The sequence below is a fragment of the Pleomorphomonas oryzae DSM 16300 genome (assembly GCF_000422965.1).
In the GTDB taxonomy this organism is placed as follows: domain Bacteria; phylum Pseudomonadota; class Alphaproteobacteria; order Rhizobiales; family Pleomorphomonadaceae; genus Pleomorphomonas; species Pleomorphomonas oryzae.
The window spans coordinates 409,757-433,132 of record NZ_AUHB01000001.1 but is presented as its reverse complement, the minus strand read 5'-3'; the positions used below and the strand labels follow the sequence as shown (position 1 = coordinate 433,132).

The 23,376-nt window shown below is 62.5% G+C and carries 17 protein-coding genes; 3 read left to right on the top strand and 14 right to left on the bottom strand.

All coding sequences use genetic code 11. The annotated features are described in order from the left end of the window. Nucleotides 1–492: 492 nt before the first annotated feature. A complete protein-coding gene (locus G522_RS28745; protein WP_051228087.1) occupies nucleotides 493–2,880 on the top strand; it encodes a methyl-accepting chemotaxis protein in 2,388 nt (795 codons plus the stop codon). 274 nt (nucleotides 2,881–3,154) lie between these two features. Here the strand turns inward: G522_RS28745 and G522_RS0102045 are convergent, their stop codons facing one another. The 6 genes from G522_RS0102045 to iolG form a co-directional block, all read right to left on the bottom strand. Further along, nucleotides 3,155–4,699: a CoA-acylating methylmalonate-semialdehyde dehydrogenase gene (locus G522_RS0102045; RefSeq protein ID WP_210162869.1), complete on the bottom strand. Its 1,545-nt coding sequence runs from the start codon at nucleotides 4,697–4,699 to the stop codon at nucleotides 3,155–3,157. An 81-nt stretch (nucleotides 4,700–4,780) separates the two neighbouring features. Continuing rightward, the gene (gene iolB, locus G522_RS0102040) at nucleotides 4,781–5,608 is read right to left on the bottom strand and encodes a 5-deoxy-glucuronate isomerase (RefSeq protein ID WP_026789628.1); all 828 of its coding nucleotides are present in this window, start codon (nucleotides 5,606–5,608) and stop codon (nucleotides 4,781–4,783) included. A 25-nt stretch (nucleotides 5,609–5,633) separates the two neighbouring features. Further along, nucleotides 5,634–7,487 carry a 3D-(3,5/4)-trihydroxycyclohexane-1,2-dione acylhydrolase (decyclizing) gene (gene iolD, locus G522_RS0102035; protein WP_026789627.1) on the bottom strand — a complete coding sequence of 618 codons (1,854 nt, stop codon included), beginning with the start codon at nucleotides 7,485–7,487 and terminating at the stop codon, nucleotides 5,634–5,636. Between the two features lie 74 nt (nucleotides 7,488–7,561). After that, complete coding sequence (locus G522_RS0102030; protein ID WP_026789626.1) at nucleotides 7,562–9,493, bottom strand: bifunctional 5-dehydro-2-deoxygluconokinase/5-dehydro-2-deoxyphosphogluconate aldolase; 1,932 nt, start codon at nucleotides 9,491–9,493, stop codon at nucleotides 7,562–7,564. 156 nt (nucleotides 9,494–9,649) lie between these two features. Continuing rightward, nucleotides 9,650–10,513, bottom strand: coding sequence for a MurR/RpiR family transcriptional regulator (locus G522_RS0102025; protein ID WP_026789625.1), 864 nt, complete (start codon nucleotides 10,511–10,513; stop codon nucleotides 9,650–9,652). A gap of 68 nt (nucleotides 10,514–10,581) precedes the next feature. Continuing rightward, the gene (gene iolG / locus G522_RS0102020; protein ID WP_026789624.1) at nucleotides 10,582–11,577 is read right to left on the bottom strand and encodes an inositol 2-dehydrogenase; all 996 of its coding nucleotides are present in this window, start codon (nucleotides 11,575–11,577) and stop codon (nucleotides 10,582–10,584) included. A 581-nt stretch (nucleotides 11,578–12,158) separates the two neighbouring features. On the opposite strand from iolG, the gene G522_RS0102015 reads away from it, so the two are divergent. Both G522_RS0102015 and iolE read left to right on the top strand, forming a co-directional pair. Further along, nucleotides 12,159–13,052: a MurR/RpiR family transcriptional regulator gene (locus G522_RS0102015; protein ID WP_084632657.1), complete on the top strand. Its 894-nt coding sequence runs from the start codon at nucleotides 12,159–12,161 to the stop codon at nucleotides 13,050–13,052. A gap of 282 nt (nucleotides 13,053–13,334) precedes the next feature. Further along, the gene (iolE, locus tag G522_RS0102010; protein ID WP_026789622.1) at nucleotides 13,335–14,216 is read left to right on the top strand and encodes a myo-inosose-2 dehydratase; all 882 of its coding nucleotides are present in this window, start codon (nucleotides 13,335–13,337) and stop codon (nucleotides 14,214–14,216) included. A 286-nt stretch (nucleotides 14,217–14,502) separates the two neighbouring features. Here the strand turns inward: iolE and G522_RS0102005 are convergent, their stop codons facing one another. The 8 genes from G522_RS0102005 to G522_RS0101970 form a co-directional block, all read right to left on the bottom strand. Continuing rightward, nucleotides 14,503–15,507, bottom strand: coding sequence for a Gfo/Idh/MocA family protein (locus tag G522_RS0102005; RefSeq protein WP_026789621.1), 1,005 nt, complete (start codon nucleotides 15,505–15,507; stop codon nucleotides 14,503–14,505). A gap of 239 nt (nucleotides 15,508–15,746) precedes the next feature. Beyond that, nucleotides 15,747–16,712: a sugar ABC transporter substrate-binding protein gene (locus G522_RS0102000; RefSeq protein ID WP_026789620.1), complete on the bottom strand. Its 966-nt coding sequence runs from the start codon at nucleotides 16,710–16,712 to the stop codon at nucleotides 15,747–15,749. 129 nt (nucleotides 16,713–16,841) lie between these two features. Then, nucleotides 16,842–17,852 (bottom strand): ABC transporter permease, encoded by a 1,011-nt coding sequence (locus G522_RS0101995; protein WP_084632656.1) that lies wholly within the window; start codon nucleotides 17,850–17,852, stop codon nucleotides 16,842–16,844. A 65-nt stretch (nucleotides 17,853–17,917) separates the two neighbouring features. Next, a complete protein-coding gene (locus G522_RS0101990; RefSeq protein WP_026789618.1) occupies nucleotides 17,918–19,429 on the bottom strand; it encodes a sugar ABC transporter ATP-binding protein in 1,512 nt (503 codons plus the stop codon). Nucleotides 19,430–19,966: 537 nt separating this feature from the next. Beyond that, entirely contained in the window at nucleotides 19,967–20,623 is a 657-nt protein-coding gene (locus tag G522_RS0101985) for a methionine ABC transporter permease (protein WP_026789617.1), read from the bottom strand. After that, nucleotides 20,604–21,692 (bottom strand): methionine ABC transporter ATP-binding protein, encoded by a 1,089-nt coding sequence (locus tag G522_RS0101980; protein WP_026789616.1) that lies wholly within the window; start codon nucleotides 21,690–21,692, stop codon nucleotides 20,604–20,606. Before G522_RS0101980 ends, G522_RS0101985 begins: the two co-directional genes overlap by 20 nt. Nucleotides 21,693–21,803: 111 nt before the next feature. Continuing rightward, nucleotides 21,804–22,643 (bottom strand): MetQ/NlpA family ABC transporter substrate-binding protein, encoded by an 840-nt coding sequence (locus tag G522_RS0101975; protein ID WP_026789615.1) that lies wholly within the window; start codon nucleotides 22,641–22,643, stop codon nucleotides 21,804–21,806. Between the two features lie 232 nt (nucleotides 22,644–22,875). After that, nucleotides 22,876–23,361 carry a GFA family protein gene (locus G522_RS0101970; protein WP_051228082.1) on the bottom strand — a complete coding sequence of 162 codons (486 nt, stop codon included), beginning with the start codon at nucleotides 23,359–23,361 and terminating at the stop codon, nucleotides 22,876–22,878. Nucleotides 23,362–23,376 lie beyond the last annotated feature (15 nt).

The following is a 23,376-nucleotide window of genomic DNA, read 5'->3' as shown; positions in this document are numbered from 1 at the left end:
CCCGCACTCCACACATATTCTTCAAACGTCGACCGGCCTCGGTTGGTTCCATGCAAATTTCATGATTAATTTCACCCGTCGCGCGGTGGTTGCCGACAGCAAGAATGTCAGCACAGATCCTCATTCAATCCGGGGTCTACGCGACCTGTTCATTTCACAATGATCAATAATCGACACATTGACTCTGATTGTTGAGTCTCTCTCCAACGCAGCAAACGCCAACTTCTAGCAGGTCACAATCGGCAGAAGCCTTTGGGGTGCTACCTCGCGATTTCCCCTGCCAAAAATAACCTTTAGGAAACCGAAGACACCTAGAGTGCCCATCAATGGAATGTATATGCCGATATTATCACTAAACGGCCTATGTGTTTCCTGGCCGGGCAGGGTGCTTGAGATGCACCCGCACTGGCGTCAGGTGGTCATCACCTGGAGTTAGTTGGCAAAGCCGGCTCCGTTTCAAAGGTAGCACATCTGGTTGACGAGGAGGGGATCATGAAGCGAGGGGAAGCGCTTGCCAGGCAGTCCATCACGCGGAAAATCGGTGCAAGCCTTATATTGCTGGCCTTGTTGGCGGCCATTGTCGGCGCGGCGGGCGCGTTCGGCCTGAGCCGGCTGGGCTTTGCCATTGACCTGACCTCGCGCTCCGCGGCAGCTGTGGCCGACGTCGGCGCGGCGGGTGACGCAGTCAACCGCTTCATTCTGACGCGCGATCTCGAGGCTGCCAAAAAGGCGGGCGAACTGCTCGATAAGGTAAATGGCGACATCGCCGGTCTAGGGGCGGCGGACGATCCGACGTTGAAGCCGGCGAATACGGCGATCGGTGCGTTCCGGCAGTCGGTCGACGCCCTGGTCAAGGCATCAGCGGACATCGCGACGGCCTGGGGCAGCGTCGATAAATCTGTCTCCGCCTTGCAATGGGTCGCCCACAAGCTGCAATCAGATGCGAAGATGAAATCGCAGGAGATGGAGCAACTCGCCACGACAGAACAGGCGAAGGTGCGAGAGGCTTCGGAGTTCCTGGCGCTGGCCTATCAAGGACAGGTCCTGGCGGTCAAAGCCAGAACATCGCTGGTCCAATATGCTGCAAGCCACGATAGCGCCGATATCGCCGCCGCCAAGGCGGCGATCGATCAGGCAAAGACGGCGATCGGCAGCATTTATAACTTCGCCAGCTCCGATGCCATCGATGACCAGATGCGCCTTGCCTCAAAGCCGATCAACGAGCTTGCCAAGTTGATGGCGACAATGACCAAGGCGACTGATGCGGCGGAGATCGAGGGGCTACGGCTACAGACCGATGCCGGCATCGACGCGTTCGTCAAGGGAACCGAAGCCATCGTCGCTGCGGCTCGCGACCTCGGCAAAGCGTCGCAGGCGGCCGCGCAGCAGGCCGGTGACAACAAGACCAAGGCCAACACGACCTTTGATCAAGGCATTTCGCTTGGTTATACGGCCGACGGCCTCACCATCCAAACGGCGGGTTACAAGCTGGACCCGACGGACGACAACCAAGCCAACGTTGAGAACATGCTCGGCACGGCAATCGAGACCGGCAAGTCGATCGCCGCGAGCGGACTTGCCGATCCGTCCGCCGACATCCAGAATTTCGGCAATGCCTTTTCCGATCTGGTGAAGGGCACCAAGGCATTCGGCGCCGCCCGGGAGGCGTCGGTTCAGCAATCCGCTGCCGCCGTGACAGCCATCCGGTCGGTCAGCGATCAGCACGCCGCGTCGGCCGTTCAGAGCAGAACATCTTCTTACGCTCTGATGGCGGTGATTACGGCCGCGACGCTTCTGCTGGCTTTCGCCGTCAGCATCGGCATGTCGAGACTCGTTTCGCGGCCGATCGTGTCGCTGACCAAAGCCATGGCGCGGCTTGCGACGGGCGACACCGATGTCGATCTCGATGGCAGCCGCCGCCGGGATGAGATCGGCGACATGCTCAAGGCTGTCCAAGTCTTCCGCGACAATGCCATCGAGCGGCACCGCCTTGCCTCGGAAGCCGAAGCCGAACAGGAACGACGCGCGTCCCGGCAGGAGGCGATCGAACGATTGATCCAGGATTTCCGTCAGGAAATCGCCACCATGCTGACTGCCGTCTCCGGCAATGCCGATCAGATGGAAGATACGGCGCGCGCACTTGCCTCAATCGCCGAGCAGGCAAGTTCGCGGGCCACCAGCGCCGCCGAGGCATCGGGCGATGCATCTGTGGGCGTTCAGACCGTGGCAGCGGCGGCCGAAGAGCTTTCCGCTTCCATCGCCGAAATCGCACGCCAGACCGAAAACGCCACGCAGGTCGCTCGTCGAGCCTCCGAAGAAGCGCGGCGTACCGACGCGACCATCGTCAGCCTCGCCGAAGCGGCGGAACGCATCGGCAATGTCGTGACGCTGATCAAGGCGATCGCCGAGCAGACCAATCTTCTGGCGCTCAACGCCACGATCGAAGCGGCTCGCGCCGGCGAGGCGGGCAAGGGTTTCGCGGTCGTGGCTTCGGAGGTGAAGAACTTGGCCGGTCAGACGGCCAAGGCCACCGAGGAAATCTCCACGCAGATCGCCGCCATTCAGGTCTCCACTGCGGAGGCTGTCACCGCCATCCGCTCGATTTCCGACATCATGGTCGATGTCGACCGTACAACCATGATCATCTCGAGCGCCGTCACCGAACAGGGAACAGCGACGTCGGAGATTTCGAGCAATGCCCAGCGGGCGGCGGCTGGCACTCGCGCGGCGACCGAGGAAACGGAAGCGCTGACCCATGTGGTCGGCGAGACTTCACAATCGGCGTCGGCGGTTTCTGCGGCGTCCAACGACATGAACGAACAGGCCGGTCGCCTGCGGTCGGCGGTGGAGAGCTTCATAAACCGCGTCATGGCAGCCTGAGAGGCGCGCGGCCAACACTGGCCGCCGTCCTCTTCTCGCGTTCGACACGATCAAAGAAAATGAAAGCCGAGTCGGTTGGACTCGGCTTTCATTTTTGTGCGTCCGGGAAGCGAGCGGCGCGCCAATAGGCGAGGAGCACGACCTCTCCGAGGTGGCGACACGCCCCGCTGCGGTTGGGGCCAAAAGAAAGCCGGCCCGCAAGGGGCCGGCCAGCGCCGGAGGACAGGCGCCTTTAAGGGCGCGGCGGGTGGAGGGAACCGCCGCGCCTGGTTGATCAGCTGCGGGTCAGCGTGCCATCCCAGGTGCTGACGGCCTTCTTGGCGTCTTCCTCGGAGAACCAGACGGAGGTAACCGACTTGGTCTCGGTGAAGAAGGCGACGCCATCCTTGCCGAGCGTGTGCAGGTCGCCGAAGAACGACTGCTTGTGGCCCGAGAAGGGGAAGATCGAGAAGGGCACGGGAATGCCGACGTTGATGCCCACCATGCCGCCATCGGTGCGCTTGGCGAACTCGCGGGCGTGACGGCCGGAGGTCGTGTAGATGCACGAGCCGTTGGCGAAGCGGTTGGCGTTCATGATCGCCAGACCTTCCTCGAAGTCCTTGACGCGCTTGATCGACGTCACCGGCCCGAAGATCTCCTCGTCGCCGACATAGTTGCCCGGGCCGACATGGTCGAGAATGGTCGGTCCAACGAAGTAGCCGCCCTCATAACCCGGCACCTTGACGCCGCGTCCGTCGAGCACCAGCGTGGCGCCTTCGTCGATACCGCGCTGGATCGCCTTCTCGATCGACTCCTTCTGGCCGGCCGAGATGACCGGACCGAGCTGCGAACCGGCGACATAGGCCGGGCCGAGCTTGAGTTCCTGGGCGATCTTCTTGAACAGCGCCACGAACTCATCGGCGATGCTCTCCTGCACGCAGACCACCGGCAGGGCCATGCAGCGCTGGCCGGCGCAGCCATAGGTCGAGTTGATGATGCCGCGCACCGTGCGCTCGAGCACGCAATCCTCGAGAACGAGGGCGTGGTTCTTGGCTTCGGTCAGCGCCTGGACACGCTTGCCGTTGGCAGCAGCCGTCTTGTAGATGTGCAGGCCGACCGAGGTCGAGCCGACGAAGGCGACGCCCTTGACGACCGGGTTGACCAGAAGGCTGTCGGCCTCGACACGCGAGCAGGTGACGAGGTTGACGACACCCTTGGGCAGGCCGGCCTCGATCAGCAGTTCGAGCATGCGGCTCGCTGTCTGCGGCACCATGGAGGCGGCCTTCAGCACCACGGTATTGCCGGTGGTGATGGCGAACGGGATCATCCAGCCCATCGGGATCATGGCCGGGAAGTTATAGGGCGCGATGGCGGCGAACACGCCGAGCGGCTCGCGGAAGGAGACGGTGTCGTAGCCGGTCGACACGTTCATGCAGGTATCGCCCTGCATCAGGTAGTGCGTCGAGCAAGCGCATTCGACCACTTCGATCGCCTTGAGAACGTCGCCCTTGGCTTCCGACAGAACCTTGCCGTTCTCGGTGGCCAGCAGTTCGGTCAGTTCGTCGAGATGGGCGTCGAGCAGCTGCTTGAAGCGGAACATCAGCTGGATGCGGGTGGGGATCGGCGTGTCGCGCCAGGCCGGGAAGGCGCGGGCGGCGGCCGCGACAGCGGAATCCACTTCGTCCTGGGTGCAGCAAGGCGCCTCGGCGATCTGCTTGCCCGTCGAGGGGTCCATCACCGGCATGTACTTGGTGGTCTTCGATACCCGCCACTCGTTGTCGACGAGATACCTGAGACGCTCGACCTTGCCGAACTGATGCTTCAGGATTTCCATGTTCATGATCTTCTCCGTAGTTCTGTCTCAGGATTGCGATCGCCTTGAAGCCAAATGCCTGGGCGACGGGAATTCTTGCCGCGACGTTCAGCGCGATGCGGCCGGAGTGCCGAGGCCGGTAAACAGCCACTCGTGGGCCGGCTCGTTGTGGAACTTCCAGATCCGCTTCGGCCCGGCCATCACGTTGAGGTAGTAGTTGTCGTAGCCGTGGATGGTCGCGACCGGGTGGTATCCCTTGGGCACCATGACGACGTCGCCGTCCTCAAGCAGCACCACCTCGTCGAGGCTGCGGTCGTCGGTATAGACGCGCTGGAAGCCGTAGCCCTGCGGCGGGTTGAAGCGGTGGTAGTAGGTCTCTTCGAGATGGCTTTCCGCCGGAATGTCATCCTGGTCGTGCTTGTGCGGCGGATAGCTCGAGGTATTGCCGCCGGGCGTGATCACCTCGACGACCAGCAACGACTGGGCGGAACCGTCGTTCTCCGGCATGATGTTGGTGACGAGCCGGGTGTTGGAGCCCTTGCCACGGGTGATCTGCTGGTGGGTTCCGGGCGGGATCAGCTTGGCCGGGAAGCCGGCGGTGCCGGGCGCCGAGCAGACGGCGACCTCGGCGTCGGTGGTGGCCGTCAGCTCGTAGCGTCCGCCGACCGGTATGTAAGCCGCCCAAGGGGCGCCGTCGAACGGGTTCATTCGCTCGCCGATCTCGCCTTGATCCTTGCCATCGATGGCAAGGCGAACTTTGCCCGAGATCAGCACCAGGCAGACTTCGCGCTTGCCGGTTTCGGCCGCCAGGCTTTTGCCGGCCGAGAGGCGATGCAGGGCGAACCCGACATAAGTCCAGCCGGCGCTTTCCGGCGTCACTTCGCTGACGAGTCCCAGGTCAGCCTTGGGCCGGACACGGAGATGAGAGTTGGGCATCGAATTCTCCTTCTCAGCGCTTGGCTCAGTCGAAGACGCGCTGGAGGCGCTTGGCGACTTCGTAGGCTTCGCGTGCGCCCTCGACTTGCTTGCGCGGCGACGTCTCGGGCACTGCCACGTCCCACCAATGGCCACCGGCATCGGTGGTGATCAGCGGATCAGTGTCGATGACGACCACCGTCGTACGGTCGGCCGTCTTGGCCTTGGCGAGTTCGGCTTCCAGCTCGGAGATCGACGACACTTTGACGGCGATGGCGCCCATGCTCTCCGCGTGGGCACGGAAGTCGATCTGCGGCTGTTCCTGCATGACGCAGTCCTGCCAGAGATTGTTGAAGTTGGCGCCGCCGGTGGCCATCTGCAGCCGGTTGATGCAGCCGAAGCCGTGATTGTCGAGCAGTACGACCGTCAGCTTTTGGCCGAGGCTGACCGAAGTGGCGAGTTCGGAGTTCATCATCATGTAGGAGCCGTCGCCGACCATCACGACGACATCCTTGTTGGGATTGGCCATTTTGACGCCAATGCCACCGGCAATCTCGTAGCCCATGCAAGAGAAGCCGTATTCCATGTGATAGCTGCCCGGCACCGACGGTACCCACAGCTTGTCGAGTTCGCCGGGCAGACCGCCAGCGGCGCAGACGACCACCGAATTCGGGCCGCCGAGCGTGCGGGCCACGGCACCGATTACCTGGGCATCGGACGGCTTCTCGACGTTGGTCGGCGCCAGAGCCTTGCCGGCCGCCTCAAGCCATATGGTCTTTTCCTTGGCGGCGCGGTCGGCGACGCGCGGCACCTTCCAATCGCCTAGCCCCTGCGACAGCAATTCAAGGCCGACCTTCGCATCGGCCACCAGCGGCGCCGCATTGTGCTTGGTGGTGTCGTAGCTGGCGACGTTGAGCGCGACGATCTTGAGCTCGCCACTCTTGAACAGGGCCCACGAGCCGGTGGTGAAATCCTGGAAGCGGGTGCCGATGGCCAGCACCAGATCGGCGTCGGCGGCCAGCGCATTGGCGGCCGAGGTGCCGGTGACGCCAACGGCGCCGAGGGCCAGCGGGTGTGTCTCGTCGATCGACGACTTGCCGGCCTGTGTTACGGAAACCGGGATGCGATGCTTCTCGGCGAAGGCGACAAGCGCGGCGGTCGCCTCGGAGTAAAGCACGCCACCGCCGGCGATGATCATCGGGTTCTTGGCCGACTTGAGAAGACTGATGGCCGTTGCCAGCTCATTCTCGTCCGGACGGACGCGCCTCGGCATCCAGACCTTTTCCGCGAACATGCTCTCCGGCCAGTCATAGGCTTCCGCCTGAACGTCCTGGCACATGGCAAGGGTCACCGGGCCGCATTCGACCGGGTCGGTCAGAACATGCATGGTCCGCTGCAGGGCGAGGATCAACTGCTCGGGCCGCTGGATGCGGTCGAAGTAGCGGGAAACAGGACGGAAGCAGTCGTTGGCTGACACGGTGCCGTCCTGGAAATCCTCAACCTGCTGCAGCACCGGGTCGGGCATGCGATTGGCAAACACGTCGCCCGGCAGCAGCAAGAGCGGCAGACGGTTGACATGGGCGACGGCGGCAGCCGTTACCATGTTGAGCGCGCCGGGGCCGATCGACGTCGTGCAGGCCATGAAGCGGCGACGGAAGGCCGCCTTGGCAAAGGCGATCGCCGAATGGGCCATCGCCTGCTCGTTATGGGCGCGCAGCGTCGGAAACGTATCGCGGACCTGATAGAGCGCCTCGCCGAGACCGGCCACGTTGCCGTGACCGAAGATCGCCCAGCAGCCGGCGAAGATCGGCAGCTTCTCTCCATCGATGATGGTCTTCTGATTGACCAGGAAACGCACCGTTGCCTGCGCCACGGTCAGCCGCACTGTCTTACCTGCCATGTCTTCCTCCCGAAGTAGGCGCCGTCATCGTTGCGGCAGCCCCTTCTCGATTGCCTTCGTCATTCCTAGGTCGATCAGGCCACCTTTGAGGCGCCGAGCGACAACCAGATCTCAACAAGCGTACCGAACTTCTGCGCCATGTCGGCAATGGCCGCCTCGTCGTCGATCTCATTGGCCAGCCAGCGTTTGGCAGCGTCGGCGAAGATGGTGCGGCCAACGGCGAAGCCCTTGACGCATGGTGCTGTTCTGGCAGCGGCAAAGCCCTGCTTCAGCGTTTCGATCGGCGCCTCCAGCCCCAACAATACCACGCCACGGCAATAGGGGTCGTTGCGCTTGATCACACCGTCGATCGCCTGCCAGGCCACCTCTGAAGCCTGTGGCTCCAGCTTCCACCAGTCCGGCTTGAGGCCGGCGGCATAGAGTTCGGTCAGCGCCCTTGCCGCCGTGTCGTTGCTGAGCGGACCGGCCTTGGAGGCGATGATCTCGATCAGGATCTCACGGCCCACCTTGCGCGCCGCCTCGTAGGCGGTGGTGAGCTTGGCAGTCTGCTCGGCCTTGAGGTCGGCCGGATCGTCCGGATGATAGAAGCAGAGCACCTTGATGCAGTGCTCGAGCGGCCATTCGATCAGCCGGCTGCCGATATCCTGGCTGAATTCGAACTTGAGGGGGCGCGATCCGGGCAGCTCGATCGGCTTGGCCACCCAGAGGCCCTTGCCGGCACCGGCGGCGAACAGCGCCTTGTGACCATATTTGTCGTCGAGCAGCATGCCGAAGCCGGGACGTCCCGCCGCCACGCGCTGCGCCGCCTTGACGGCCAGCACCTTGAAGTCGGGAATGCGCTTCAGCGTCGCCGCGTCCTGGGCGAGGTCCTCCACCTGGCTGCGGTGGTCGATGGCCAGTGCCATCAGGGTCGGATAGCTGCCGCGCCGCGTCGTCGCCCAGTGAATGTGGTTGAGGGTTGGATCCTTGCGGAGAGCCCGCTCGCTGCTGCCATGGCTGAGGAAGTGGCTGAGCTCCTCCCAGGTCGGGTATTCCGGCGAGCAGAGCAGGCGCGACACCGCGAAAGCGCCGCAGGCATTGGCCCAGGTGGCACAGGTGGCGAGCGGCTCGCCCTTGAGCCAGCCTCTCATGAAGCCCGACATGAAGGCGTCGCCGGCCCCGAGCACGTTGAACACCTCGATTGGGAAACCCTTGCCGACGATACCGTCCTCGAGATCGTCGGAGATCGGACCGTCGTAGACGATGCAGCCCATGGCCCCGCGCTTCAGCACGATGGTGGCGCCAGCGTTCGTCTTGCGAATGAGCTTCAATGACGCCAGCACGCTGTCGGCGCCGGTGGCGATCATGATCTCTTCTTCGGTGCCGACGATCAGGTCGCAATCGGCGAGAACGGTGCGAAGAAGTCCCGAAACGCGGTCGGATTTGACGTAGCGTTCGAAGCCGGCGTCATGGCCGGCAAGGCCCCAGAGGTTTGGCCGGTAGTCGATATCGATGACCACCTTGGCGCCGTGTTTCTTGGCAAGGGCGATCGCCTTGCGCTGCGCCGCTTCGGAATGCGGGCGAGAGAAGTGCGTGCCGGTGACGATGATCGACCGGCTCTTGGCGATCAGCGCCTCGTCTATATCGGCTTCCGAAAGAGCCATGTCGGCGCAGTCGGAGCGATAGAAGATCATCGGCGATACGCCTTCATCTTCCACGGCGAGCAGCACCAGGGCCGTCAGGCGGTCGCGGTCGACGGCGATGCCGGATGTATCCACCGTCTCGCGGGCAAGCTGCTCAAGGATGAAGCGGCCCATCTGCTCGTTGCCGACGCGCGTGATCAGCGCCGACTTGAGTCCCAGTCGGGCGGTTCCGACGGAAATGTTGGCGGGACAGCCACCGACCGACTTCGCAAAGCTGCCGATATCTTCGAGGCGGGTACCGATCTGCTGACCGTAAAGATCGACCGAGGCTCGGCCAATGGCAATCAGGTCGAGTGTTTTGGCCGCGCTGGGGGTGTCTGTCATTCTTTCCTCGCAGGGCTTTCCGTCATCGCGCTGTGTCGCGCTTTGACAATAAGAATATACGTTCCGATCGCAAAGGTCGATGAAATTATTGTTCTACGACCATCGTAGTATCCCGGAATGAGGGCGCCGGGGCGGCCAGAGGCCTGCCTGCGTCTATCAACTCCACTGTTTTCTCTCGGCAACTGCCACGCTTAGGGCCAGCGCCAGCACCATCGAGGCGGAGAGCGGACGAAAGCCACCGTAGTCCGCTTCGACAACTTCGAACCAAACGTTCGAAATCGCGGCAAGGGGAGAGAATGGCGAATCCGTCAGCGACACCAGCGGCACCCCTCGCTCACGAAGGGTTCTCGCCTGTGACACGGTTTCCGACGCGTAAGGCGAAAAACTGACGGCGAAGGCCGCGTCCTTCGGGCCGGCGAATTGCAGGAGATCGCCATCGATGCCCATGGACGAACCCGCCAGCTCGCAGCGCAAACCCAGTTTGCCGAAGGCATAAGCCATGTAGCTGGCGATCGGGAACGACCGCCGACGCGCCAAGAGATAGATGGTCTCGCCGTTGGCGAGAACCGACGCCGCCTCCGAGAATACGTCGGGACTGACGGACTGGAGCGCGCTTTCCATCGAGCGGCGACCCGCTGCGAGGAAGCCTTCCAGCGTCTTTCCTGCACCATCGTCTGGGTCGATGCCGTGAGTCAGCGAATGGAGGCGTTCGCCATATTCGGAGCTGCGCTCACGCATCCGATCGCGAAAGAGACGTTGCATCTCGACGAAGCCGTCGAAGCCGAAGTGCTGGGCGAAGCGGATGATCGCCGACGGCGGAACGCCGACGTTCTTCGCAATGGAGGAAACGGTTCCGAAGGCGATTTCATCGGGATTGTCGAGGGCGAAGGCGGCGATCTGGAGCAGCCGTTTGGGCAAGGCCTTCTGCCGCCGGACGATTTCCTCTTTCAGGGGCTGGTAGCCAGTGAGCGCCGCCCGGTCGGGCAGGAGGCTGCCCGGCTGGTCTGGAAGACTGGGCATGCGGGATCACTCTGCGGCAGGGCGTTGGGAAGAACGGCCGGCGGTTATTCCGCCGGCCGCTGATTGACTCAGTAGGCGATTTCCACCTGGCGGCCTTCCTTCAGCGACTTCATGGCCGCATCGGCCATGGCGAGCGCCTTGAGGCCGTCCTCACCCGACGGCTGCATTGGCTTGCCCGCCTCGAGCGCCTTGATGAAGGAGGCGATCTCGTTGGCATAGGCCTGCGTGTAGCGGGTCATGAAGAAGTCGAGCAGCGGCTCGCGACGATAGCCTTCCGAATTGGCTACTTCGACGGTTGTAGCGCGCACGTTCTCAGCATGCACCATGCCCTTCGAGCCATGCACCTCGATGCGTTGATCGTAGCCGTAGGTGGCGCGGCGCGAATTGGAGATCTGGGCGATCTTGCCCGACTTGGTGGTGAGGATCACCGAGCCGCTGTCGATATCGCCGGCCTTGCCGATTTCCGGATCGACCAGGCTCGAACCGACGGCGAATACCTTGACCGGGTCTTCACCCAGCAGGAAGGCGGCCATGTCGAAGTCGTGGATGGTCATGTCGCGGAACATGCCGCCCGAACGCGCCACGTAGGTGGCCGGCGGCGGCGACGGATCGCGCGAGGTAATCGACACCATTTCCACGGCGCCGATCTGTCCGGCGTCGATGCGCGCGCGCACTTCCATGAAGTTGGGGTCGAAGCGGCGGTTGAAGCCGATCATCAGCGCCGCCTTTTCCTTGGCGACGGTATCGAGGCACCGGCGAACTCGATTCAGGTCGAGATCGATCGGCTTTTCGCAGAAGATGGCCTTCTTGGCGCGTGCCGCCTGTTCGATCATATCGGAGTGCATGTCGGTCGGCGTGGTGATCAGGACGGCGTCGATGTCCTTGGCATTCATGATCTCGTCGATCGTGCGCACTTCGGCGCCCGATGATTTCGAGATGAAGGCGGCCGCTTCCGGCAGCGCATCGGCGACGGCCACCAGCTTGGCCCCGGGGGTGGCGGCGACGGCGCCAGCGTGCACCTTGCCGATGCGTCCGGCACCCAGCAATCCAAATCGTAGTGTCATGATTGAGCTTTCTCCCTCGATTGTCTTCCGTGGGGGGCATCGCGGATTTCCCCCGTCGGTCAGATGTTTCAGACCGTCGCCGCGCCTAAAGGTGAAAACGATTCACAATCTCTTTCGGGATTGACCGTCGCAGGGCTGCTCCGCCTCGCACCACACTGATCTCCCGAGGAGGATCAGTTGGACAATATGGAACAGTCTTTTTTCGAGATGGAATTTAAGTTCCATCTCGCCGCTGCGTCAAGGCCTTCCAGCGTCCATAGGGGTGCTACGATAGGTGCGGCCATTACCATTTGGTCGAAGGGGAGGCGTTCCCAATCGTCGTCGGATCTTGATATTTCCGAAGGCGGCCGCAGGATTATCATTGATTATCAATGAATTATGGGAGGCTACTGCCGGTGAAACGACGCCGTTGCTACTCGACCCGGTCTTCAGATATCTGCGCCTTGGCTCGCCGGTATGGCATATCCTGCAGGAAACCGGGCGAATTCGTTGCCTGTACCAAACAAAGGCGGGTAGGTTAGTATCGGTCGGAACGGTGGAATGGCGTTGAAACATCCAATTCGATTTTGAGTGAGGCGGGGATGACTGACGAAAGCGAACCGATGGATTTCGAGGACACCGATAGTGTGGAGGCACCGCCGCAGGAATTCCGCGCCTTGCGCGATGTCATCATCGAGCGCCGGGACAAGCTGCCGCGTCGGCTGGCGCAGGTCGCCGCCTATGCCGTTGAATCACCCGATGAGATTGCCTTTGGCACGGTGGCAAGCATCGCGTCGGCTGCCAAGGTCCAGCCTTCAACCTTGGTTCGGTTCGCCAAGGCCATGGGGTATAAAGGCTTTTCAGAGCTTCAGGTGGTCTTCCAGGAGCGATTGCGCGACCGGCCGTCCAATTACGACGAGCGTCTCGATGCTTTCTCCACCCACTCGTCCGGCCGCCCCGTTACGGCGGCGATGCTCGACGGGTTCGGCAAGGCGGCAATCCGCTCGGTCGAGCGGGTCTGTGAGCGGATCGATCCAGCCGTCATGGACAAGGCGGCACGGATTCTCGCCGACGCCGAGACCATCTATCTCCTTGCCCAGCGCCGGTCCTATCCCATTACCTCCTACATGGCTTATGCCTTCGGAAAATTGGGTGTCCGCACCGTGCTGATCGGATCGCCGCTCGGAATCGACCGTGAAGTCCTGAATTTCGCGGGTCCCAAGGATGCGGCTTTCGCCATCAGCTTCACGCCTTATGCGTCCAGTACGGTGGATCATATGCGGCAGGTCTCGGTGCAAGGGGTGCCCCTTGTAGTGATCACCGACAGTCCGTTCAGCCCGCTGGTGCCGGAAAATGGCGCCTGGTTCGAAATCGTCGAGGCCGATTTCGAGGGATTCAGATCGCTGGCGGCGACTCTCACCGTGGCCATGGCGCTCACCGTATCGGTAGCCGACCTTCGTCGAGGTCGCGAAAAACAGAATTTACATACCGAATGAAATGAAATAAGGAATAATCAGATCGGAAATGATCGGGCCGGTGGGCATGCCGGGCTATTTTACCTGAATAGTCTCGCCATTTCCAACCAGCGGCTGATGTTGTCCGGAACGGTGGAAGATCATCCTTGGAGCGGGCTGAGGTCGGAATGCTTGTTCCATGGCGGTACCACCCCAAGAGATTGGCGCCCGAACAAACCTCAGGTTCTGTCCGATAACGTATTTGGCAAAGAATAGCCCGGTCGGCTGACAGCTCGTGCCGGTGCGGCTACTGGGAGAGAAGACATGATTCGCATTGGCGCCAACCCCATCTGCTGGTCGAATGACGACCTCTGGGATATCGGTGGCAACATCTCTGTCGAGCAGTGCCTGACCGAAGCGCGCGACGCCGGCATTCAGGGCATGGAAAAGGGTCACAAGCTGCCCGAGGACGGCCCGGCGCTGAAGAAGCTGCTCGCCGACTACGGCATGGTCTTCGTCTCCGGCTGGTATTCCACCTTCCTGCTTGAGCGTGACGCGGATGCCGAGTTTGCCGCCGCTCAAAATGATCTGAAATGGCGCAAGGAAGCGGGCGCCGAAGTTCTGGTCGTCTGCGAGTGCACCCGCACCGTGCACGGCACCAAATCGGCACCGCTCACCAGCCGCCCGGTGCTCACCGATGCCGAATGGGCTGTCTTCCTGCCGCGCATGACCCGCTTTGCCGAACTGGTGAAGGGCTACGGTCTGCAGGTCGTCTATCACCACCACATGGGTACGGTCGTGCAGACGCCGGAAGAGGTCGATCGCTTCATGGCCGGCACGGGCCCGGCAGTGAAGCTTCTTCTCGACACCGGTCATATGACCTGGGGCGGCGGCGACGCCGTGGCCATGGCGCGCAAATATGCCGACCGCATCGGCCACGTCCACACCAAGGACGTCCGTACGCCGATCGCCAAGAAGGCCCTCGCCGAAGGTTGGTCTTTCCTCGATGCCGTCCTCGAAGGCGTCTACACGGTGCCTGGTGACGGTTCGATCGATTTCACCGGTGTCTTCAAGGCACTGCCGAACTATTCGGGCTGGGTGGTGCTCGAGGCCGAGCAGGACCCCGAGAAGGCCAACCCGAAGAAATACGTCAACATGGGCATCACCAACCTGAAGCGTTTCCTGGCCGAAGCCGGACTTCGCTGAGTTTAGAGCAATTTCAGCAAAAGTGGGAACCGGTTTTGCGTCCGAAATTGCGGTGAACCAAAGAGCTAGAGCCTTTCCGGCGAACCAGAGTTCGCCGGAAAGGCTCTAGTATCCCAGTGTGAACATGGCCCTCTGAAGCAAAGTCTTCAGAGGGCTTTTTGTTTGCTCTCGCTCAGCTTGGTCAAGTCACCCGAAAAGACACTGCAATAAAAAGCCCGGAGACGCTGCCGTCTCCAGGCTCATTCGGCGAAAGGGGGGAGCGCCCCGCCGCGCTCCCTTGACGCGGTCAGCCGACGACCAGCGCTTGGCGCATGGCGCAGGCAAGTCGCGTTGCCTCACGCGCATCGGTGATGCTGCTCGGCGTCGGGCCACCGGTCTGTACCGCTTCGACGAAGGCGCGCGCCTCGTGCAGGAAGGCGTCGCCGAACCGCTCGAAGAAATCGACTTGGCCTTCGATCTGCTGACAACCGGCCGTCTCCAGCGCGACAGGGCGGCGCGGCACGCTCCGGCCGATGTCGAGACCGGCCTTGGTGCCGGCGATGGTCATCACCGCCTCGTAGCCGCGATGCGAGGTCCGGGAGACGTGGAAGGTGGCGACCTGTCCGCCCTTGAAGGTGACGGTGGCAAAGCCGTTGTCGACGTCACCGCAGTCCCCGAGGGCCGGATACATCACGCGGCTGCCGGCCGCGCTCACGGACGACACCTCGGCTCCATCCAGCATCCAGCGGACGAGATCGATGTCGTGGATGCAGCAGTCGAGGAAGATACCGCCCGACGTCGGCGCGAAGCGCACGAAGAACCCATCGGGATCGACAGGATCTTCCGACCGGCAACTGATCGAGAATACCTTGCCGAGTTCGCCGGCGGCGATCAGCCGTTTGGCTTCCGCATAGGCAGGATCGAACCGGCGCATGAAGCCGATCATGACCAACTGGTTTGGCCGCTTGCTGGCGACGGCGATCACCTTATCGCAATCGGTGGTCTCCAAGGCGAGAGGCTTCTCGCAGAACACATGCTTGCCCGCCTCAAGGGCAACGATCACCTGATCGGCGTGCAGCGACGTCGGGGTCACCAGCCAGACGGCATCAAGGCCGGGGTGGGCGAGCAGTTCGGTGAGGCCGGGATAGGTCTTGATGCCGGGAAGCGTTGCCTCGGCCCAGGCGCGTTCCTCCGGAATCGGGCTGGCCGCCGCCACGAGGGAGGCGCCGGGCACGCGGAGGGCCAGATTTTCGGCGTGACGTCGGCCGAGCCGACCTAGGCCGACGATGCCGATGCGGACGGAAGCGGACATGAAATGCGTACCTCGTGGTTAGGATGCCTGGCGCGGTTCTATTTGGAGCGGAGCGGCGGCATATGCGAATGGGCGAGAAAAAAACGATTCAAATTCCGTGATGGCAAACCTCTCGGTCAGCCATCACCCGAATGAAGTGGCGAAGCTGGAACGTGGGGAGGTGGCATGGAGGCTGTCCAAGCAAGTAGCGAGGCGGTTGAAGCCGCCTCGCCGAGTTTGCAGTCACTACGCGACAGCGATCACTTGATCGAGGCGCGGAAGTCCACCAGCTTCTGGGCGTTTTCCTTGGTGATCAAGGTGGCGCCGGAGTCGATGCGCTTGTCGATGGTCTTGCCGGCGATGACCTCGAGGGCCTTCTCGACACCGAGGCGGCCCATGTCGTAGTTGCCCTGGGCGATGGAGCCATAGAGGTCGCCTGCCAGGATAGCCTTGAGATTGTCGCTGTTGGCGTCGACGCCGATGATCGGAACTTCCTTGCCGCTCTGCTTGAGGGCGCGGAGGGCACCGAGGGCTTCTTCGTCGTTGCCGGCGAACACGCCAGCGATGTCAGGCGTCGACTGTAGGACGTTCTGCGTCACAGTGTAGGCCTTCTCGCGGTCCGAATAGGCCGGCTGGCGCGAGGCGATCACGATGCCAGCAGCTTCCAGCACTTCCTTGGCGCCATCGCAGCGCTGGGTCATGCTCGGGTTGCCCGGCGCACCGTCGAGCAGCAGCACCTTGTCGCCCTTCTTCAGGACCTTGAGCAGTGCCTCGCCACCCGCCTTGCCGGCCGCGATGTTGTCGGTGCCGATGAAGGAGGCGTAGTCGGTGAACTTGGCAGGCATGCCGGTGTCGACCAGCAGAACCGGTACGCCGGCCTTGCGGACCTTGGTGATGACGTTGACGGCGGTGTCGGGCTGCGACGGGGAGAAGATCAGGGCATCAGGCTTCTGGGCGAGAACGTCCTGAACCATGTTGATCTGCTGCTCGACGGCATCTTCGGTCGGCGGCCCAAGCAGGATGAGGTCGACGTTGTTCTTGTCGGCAGCGGCCTGAGCGCCGGCGGCGACGATTTTCCAATACTGGCTCGACAGCGTCTTGAGGACGACGGCGATCTTCACCTTCTCAGCGGCGGCAGCCGGGCTGCTGAGGGTGGTGATAGCAGGCAGCGCTGCGACGGCGAAGGCACCGGCCATCAGGGCAGCAACGAAAGTTCTCCGGTTCATGGTCTCACTCCCAGTAAGATTAGTCGGTTTCCGGCCTCGTATCTCCTCGTTACGAGGCCTCGTTACGTCCGTTCCACCAATTCGGAACCAAGTCGTGGACGTAGGGCGGGTCGATCGGTCCGCGGCGCCTCAGCGTGCGGACTTCAGGACATTCTGGCGAAGGACGTCGACGGCCACGGCAACCACGATCACCGCACCGATGGCGAAGGTCTGGAAGGCACTGTCGACGTTGAGAAGGTTGAGGCCGTTGCGCAGCACGGCGATCAGCAGCACACCGATGATCGTGTTGGCGATCGAGCCAACACCACCGAAGAAGCTGGCACCACCAATGATCACCGCGGCGATGGCGTCGGTTTCGTAATCGAGACCGGCCAGCGGGTAGACCGCGTTGACACGTCCGGCGAGCACCAGGCCGGCCAGTGCGGCGGTGAAGCCGGAGATCGTGTAGACCAGGTTCAGGATGCCGTTGACCTTGATGCCCGACAGGCGCGCCGCTTCCTTGTTGCCGCCGACGGCGTAGATGTAACGGCCGGTCGAGGTGCGGGTCAGGAAGAAGTACATGCCGATGTAGAGGATGCCGACCAGGATGAAGCTGACGGGCACCGGGCCGATCGAGTTGTTGCCGAGATACTGCACCTCGTCAGGGAACATGCTGATCGGAGCGGCAGCGGTCACGAACAGCGCGATGCCGCGGGCCATCTTCTGCATGCCGAGCGTCGAGATGAACGGATGCGGCAGGCGCAGCTTGGTGAGCAGCAGGCCATTGGCAAGGCCGAGCACGGCGCCCGAGCCGAGGCACATCAGGATGGAGGGATAGGCGCCCCAGCCCCAACGGTCCGAGGCGATGCCCATCATCATGGTCGATAGCGCCAGCACGGAACCAACGGACAGATCGATACCCGCCGTCAGGATGGCCAGGAACATGCCGATCGACACGATGGCGCTGACCGCCGCCTGCGAGGCGACGTTCATCAGGTTATCCATGGTCGGGAAGCGTGGCGACAGCACGCTCATCACCGCGCAGAGCAGGATGAGGCTCAGGAGGACGCCTAGCTGGTAGAGCTTATCAGTCATGGCAGCGCTCTTGGCGATCGATTTCTCGCCCGGCAGCTTGTCGTTGGTCAGGACTTCGTTGGACATCGGAAAATTCCTTCCACGGAATGCAGTCCGGCGCTCTGGCCGGGAAACGGATCGGGCGCCTCGGATCAGGACGCCTGCTTGAAGCCGGATGCGGCGTACATGATCTTTTCCTGGGTCGCGTCCGCCTGGGTCATCTCGCCGGTGATCTCGCCCTCATGCATGACGAGGATGCGATCGGCCATGCCCATCACCTCTTCCATTTCCGAGCAGATGATGATGACACCGGCCCCGTTGGCGGCCAGTTGGTTGATGAGCTTGTAGACTTCCACCTTGGCGCCCACGTCGATGCCGCGGGTCGGCTCATCGAAGATGAAGATCTTGGCGTTGGAGAGCAGCCACTTGGCGATGACCACCTTCTGCTGGTTGCCGCCGGACAGCTTGCCGACCAGCATGTCCATGCCCGACGTCTTGAGCCGCATTTCCGCGCAGATCTTCCTAGCCGTGTCTCTCAAGCGTTTCAGGCTCAGCCAACCGGCCTTGCCGTACTTGTGCATCTTGACGATGGTGGCGTTGAAGGCGACGCTCTGGATCAGGATCAGGCCCTGTTCCTTGCGGTTCTCCGTCAGGAAGGCGATGCCGGCGTTGATGGAGTCGAGCGGCTGGCGGATCCTGACCGGCTTGCCGAATACCTCGATATTGCCGGAGTCATAGGGATCGGCACCGGTGATGGCGCGCGCCGTTTCGGTGCGTCCAGCGCCGACCAGACCGGCAAAGCCCAGCACCTCTCCCGCCTTCAGATCGAAGGAGATGTCGTGCAGCACGCCCTTCCGATTGAGGTTCTTGACCGACAGGACGACGTCACCCTGCGGTGCCGGTTCCTTGGGGTATTTGTTCTGAATGCTGCGGCCGACCATGAGCTGGATGATGTCGGCGACCGAACGCTCCTTCATGGCGAAGGATTCGATGGTGCGGCCGTCGCGCATCACCGTCACGGTGTCGCAATTGTCGCGCACCTCATCGAGACGGTGCGAAATGAAGAGGATGGCGACGCCGCGCGCCTTCATCTGAGCCATGACACGGAACAGGTCATGGGCTTCCTTCTCGCTGAGGCTGGACGTCGGCTCGTCCATGATGATCAGCTTGGCGTTCGACCAGACGGCGCGGCAAATCTCGACCATCTGCTGATGGCCAACGCCGAGCGTGCCGAGCCTGGCGGTAGGCGATACGGCGAGCCCGAGGTCGGCCAGCAATTCGGCCGCCTTGGCGTTCATCTGCGCCCGGTCGAGAACATTGAGCGCCGGCGCAAGATACATCTCGCGTCCCAAGAAGATATTCTCGGCCACGCTGAGGTGCGGGATGAGGTTCAGTTCCTGATAGATGCAGCCGATGCCAATGCCCATCGCCCGACGCGGATCGAGTGACGTGTAGGTCACGCCGTCGAACTCGATCGTTCCGCTGTCTGGCGTGTGAGCGCCGGTGAGCATCTTGATCAGGGTCGACTTGCCAGCGCCGTTCTCGCCGCAAATGCCATGAATCTCACCGGCTCGCGCCTCGATATCCACTCCGTCCAGCGCGACGACACCGGGAAACTTCTTGGTTAGGCCCTTGACTCTTAGCAGGATTCCATCGGCGACCATTTCCGATTCCTCGATTGCGGTGCTGAGCAAAAAAGCCGCCGCGCGCCAGTAAACCGGCGTCGCTGCCCGACCGTCTTCTCCCACCTCCAGCTGGTCGGCTCCCCGCAGACCAGCCTCCTCCCTTGCTTCAATCGATCAAGAATGAAGCGACTGTTTTACCGCTTAGAATGGAAGATTAGTTCCACGGCCGACCTGTGCCGTCAAGCCCTTTTCGGGTGCGCGAAAACCCGCTGCTTCGGTTCAAAGGCCGTACACAACGCGGCTTAATTTCTTTAACTCACTGATTATCGGCGCCTAATGGCGGGAAGGTGTAATGTATGAGGCCGGGCGCATATGATGCTGGTCATACTAACGTATGAAATAGGCGTTTCATAAGTTTCGGTTGGCAATCTACTCGTCTCGAGAGGTGTGGTCTCAATCTCTGTCATCCAGGTAGTGCTGAATGCCGTCGGATGGCATGAATATTCCAAATGACAGCGACCGCCCGTGAGGGCGGTTGGATCTGCTCAACAATGTCTGGGTAGCTGAGCCGACGCTTCAGCCGCGATGATCCAGGCGGGCGACCAAACGGTCTCCGAACCACTGAAGGCCTGACACCAGCACGATCAGTACGGCGACGACGGCGATCATCACGCCGGTCTCGAAGCGCTGGTAGCCGTAGCGGATGGCGAGATCGCCGAGGCCGCCGGCACCGATGGCGCCGGCCATGGCGGAAGCGCCAACCAGCGTCACCAGCGTCACGGTGAAGCCGGCGACGATGCCCGGCAGGGCTTCCGGTACCAGTACCTCGCGAACGATGGTCCAACGATTGCCGCCCATGGCGCGCGCCGCCTCGATCAGGCCTGGATCGACCTCGCGCAATGACACCTCGGCGACGCGGGCATAGTAGGGCGCCGCGGCGATGGCCAGCGGCACGATGGCCGCCGCGGTGCCAAGCGAAGTACCGACAAGAAGCCGAGTCAGCGGAATAAGAGCCACCAGCAAAATGATGAAGGGCACCGAACGGAAGCCGTTGATCACCCAGCCCAGCGCCCGATTGACGACCAGATTCTCGGCAATGCCGCCGCGATCGGTAGCGACCAGAACGAGCGCCAACGGCAGGCCGGCAACAAAGGAGATGACGCCGGAAGCCAGCGTCATGATCACCGTCTCCCAGATCGACTGGAGCAGCAGGTTAAACAGGACGGGAGACATGACCGAGCACCTCGACGCGGGCGTTGATGGACCGGAGATAGGCGATGGCCTCGTCGACGAGGCTGGCCGGCTCGCGCGGCACGGTCAGGAAGAAGCGGGCGACCGGCTGATCGTGAATGTGGTCGATGCCGCCGTGCAGAAAGTGAGCCGACGGCAGGTGTGCGAGGATTTCGGCGAACAGGCCATTGCCCAGGCCGGGATCGGTGAGATCGACGCCGAGTACCGTTTCGCTGCCACCGGGGGACAGACGCGAGGCGATATGAACGGGCAGCTGCGGCCGAACGCCGGAGAGCAGGCTTTGCGTCAGCTCCGTCTTGGGATCGGAGAAGACATGCCAGACTTCGCCTTGCTCGACGATGCGGCCGGCCTCCAGCACGGCGACACGGTCGCCGATGGTCCGCACCACTTCCATCTCATGGGTGATCAGCACGACGGTGACGCCGAGCTTGCGGTTGATGTCTTTGAGAAGCGTCAGAATGGACCGCGTGGTCTCGGGATCGAGGGCGGAGGTCGCCTCGTCGGAGAGCAGAAGGGCGGGGCGGGCGGAGAGTGCGCGGGCAATGCCGACGCGCTGCTTCTGGCCACCGGACAGCGCCGCCGGATAGGAGCCGGCCTTGTCGGAAAGGCCGACGAGGTCCAGGAGTTCCAGCGCCCGCGCCCGTCGCTCGGCCTTGGCCCAACCGGCAATCTTCAGCGGAAGGGCGACGTTGTCCAGCACGGTCTTGGCGGACATCAGGTTGAAGTGCTGGAAGATCATGCCGATCTTGCGGCGGATCGGCTGCAACTCGCCCTCTGACAGGCCGACGATATTGCGCCCTTCGATCTCGATGCGACCGCTGTCGGGCCGTTCAAGGCCATTGAGGCAGCGGATCAGCGTCGACTTGCCGGCGCCGGACCGGCCGATGATGCCGAGGATCTCGCCGCGCCGCACAGTGAGCGACAGGTCATCGAGCGCGCGCGTCGGGCCGAAGCTGCGGTTGACGCCGGAAAGCACAACAACCGGCGTCTCTGAGACACCGGTTACAGGATCCACGGCCGCGAAGGCTGTGGCGGACGGCTGCGAGGTCACGTTTCTTCCAGTCATGTCTCGTCCGGAGGTACCACGTTCGGGCTCCCCCGATGAACGCGATCCGGCGGAGGGCCGCCGGACCGCTTCTACAACGGCTTTCTATGCCGTCGGTCAATAGGCGGCGACGCCAGTGCCCTTATAGACCTTGTCAAAGACGGCCTTGACCGTCGGATTCTGGTAGGCGGCAACCAGCTTGGTCACCCACGGCTCCTTGGCGTCGGCTTCACGCACGGCGATGAAGTTGCGGTAGGGATTGTCGGCGATCGCTTCCTGGGCGATGCGGTTCTCCGGCGTCAGGCCAGCCTTCAAAGCCCAGTCGGTATTGACCACCGCGCCATCGAGGTCATCGATGGCCCGACCAACCACGCCGGCATCGAGTTCCTTGATCTCCAGGTTCTTCGGATTCTCGGCGATGTCGGCGACGGTGGCGAGGATGCCCGTTCCGTCCTTCAGCTTGATCAGGCCCTGCTGCTCCAGCACCTTGAGGGCGCGTCCTTCGTTGGAGGGATCATTCGGCACGCCGATGCTGGCGCCGTCCTTCAGGTCGGCCACCTTGGTGTGGGTTTTGGAGTAGAGGCCGATCGGCCACAGGCCAGTGTAGCCGGCGACGACGATGTGATAGCCGTTCTGCTTGATCTGGTTGTCGAGATAGGGCTTGTGCTGGAAGGCGTTGGCGTCGATCTCGCCGCGCTCCAGCGCTTCGTTCGGCTGGGTGTAGTCGTTGAAGGTAATGAGCTCGAGCTTGAGGCCGGCCTTCTCGGCCTCGGCCGCGGCAGCCCGCCAGACGTCCTCGTCCTCACCCGACATGATGCCGACCTTGAGCGATGTCTTGTCGGCAGCGTATGTCGCGGTTGCGCCGAAGATGGCGACGGACGCCAGCGCGGCGGCACCGGCAAGCGCGGCAAGGCCGGCGCGGCGGCTAAGGGAGGTGGCGAGGAGGGGCTTTGTCATCTCAAAATTCCTGTGCGGTATCGGCGGTCGGACTCAGAACGACGGCGTCGTCTTCGCGTCAAAATATGGCAGATGCCGATTATCGGGGCGACGACGTGCACAGCCGTTGCGCAGTGCGCCTATGAAAAGTTCTCCCCATAACCGAGCTCCAGGAGGATGAATTTTCTAGCGCCGTTGCTCCCTGAGGCGGCGTTGAAGAAATGGGCTCCAAACTGGCGCTTTGACCTCCGAGTCATACCCGGTGTGGCGGCCAGACATCTGTATCGTGGTCCGGGTGCTGGTGATTGGTGCTGCTGATCCGATGCAGCATATCCGGATTGTCCGCGTAGGTCGGGCGATCGCCCGGCACTTTCGTCAGGTCGGCATACCAGGAGACACGACTCTCGTTGCCATACTGGTTTTGCGGCGGAGCTCGATCGGGCTCGTCGAGGGTGCCGACCAGCACGCCAAACTCACCATCTTCAGGATAGTCGAAGCTGATCGGCGTGCCGCAGGCGCTGCAGAACCCGCGTCGGCCGACATCTGAGCTCATGAAGTAGCTGAGGGTGCCTCGGGTGAGATGAAAGGCCGATTTGGGGATCGGACAGATTACCGCGAACGGTCCGCCGACCGCCTTCTGGCACATGCGGCAATGGCAGACATGGACATTCTGCGGCGGCTGGTCGAGGGCGTAGCGAACAGCACCGCATTGGCAGCCTCCGGTGAAGCGATAGCCCATCGTTTGCTCCTTCAA

Bases quoted from the DNA above. Each gene is read 5' to 3' on its own strand.
- G522_RS28745 (WP_051228087.1), top strand. From the start codon at position 493: ATGAAGCGAGGGGAAGCGCTTGCCAGGCAGTCCATCACGCGGAAAATC.
- G522_RS0102045 (WP_210162869.1), bottom strand. From the start codon at position 4,699: ATGAACATGGAAATCCTGAAGCATCAGTTCGGCAAGGTCGAGCGTCTC.
- iolB (WP_026789628.1), bottom strand. From the start codon at position 5,608: ATGCCCAACTCTCATCTCCGTGTCCGGCCCAAGGCTGACCTGGGACTC.
- iolD (WP_026789627.1), bottom strand. From the start codon at position 7,487: ATGGCAGGTAAGACAGTGCGGCTGACCGTGGCGCAGGCAACGGTGCGT.
- G522_RS0102030 (WP_026789626.1), bottom strand. From the start codon at position 9,493: ATGACAGACACCCCCAGCGCGGCCAAAACACTCGACCTGATTGCCATT.
- G522_RS0102025 (WP_026789625.1), bottom strand. From the start codon at position 10,513: ATGCCCAGTCTTCCAGACCAGCCGGGCAGCCTCCTGCCCGACCGGGCG.
- iolG (WP_026789624.1), bottom strand. From the start codon at position 11,577: ATGACACTACGATTTGGATTGCTGGGTGCCGGACGCATCGGCAAGGTG.
- G522_RS0102015 (WP_084632657.1), top strand. From the start codon at position 12,159: ATGACTGACGAAAGCGAACCGATGGATTTCGAGGACACCGATAGTGTG.
- iolE (WP_026789622.1), top strand. From the start codon at position 13,335: ATGATTCGCATTGGCGCCAACCCCATCTGCTGGTCGAATGACGACCTC.
- G522_RS0102005 (WP_026789621.1), bottom strand. From the start codon at position 15,507: ATGTCCGCTTCCGTCCGCATCGGCATCGTCGGCCTAGGTCGGCTCGGC.
- G522_RS0102000 (WP_026789620.1), bottom strand. From the start codon at position 16,712: ATGAACCGGAGAACTTTCGTTGCTGCCCTGATGGCCGGTGCCTTCGCC.
- G522_RS0101995 (WP_084632656.1), bottom strand. From the start codon at position 17,852: ATGTCCAACGAAGTCCTGACCAACGACAAGCTGCCGGGCGAGAAATCG.
- G522_RS0101990 (WP_026789618.1), bottom strand. From the start codon at position 19,429: ATGGTCGCCGATGGAATCCTGCTAAGAGTCAAGGGCCTAACCAAGAAG.
- G522_RS0101985 (WP_026789617.1), bottom strand. From the start codon at position 20,623: ATGTCTCCCGTCCTGTTTAACCTGCTGCTCCAGTCGATCTGGGAGACG.
- G522_RS0101975 (WP_026789615.1), bottom strand. From the start codon at position 22,643: ATGACAAAGCCCCTCCTCGCCACCTCCCTTAGCCGCCGCGCCGGCCTT.
- G522_RS0101970 (WP_051228082.1), bottom strand. From the start codon at position 23,361: ATGGGCTATCGCTTCACCGGAGGCTGCCAATGCGGTGCTGTTCGCTAC.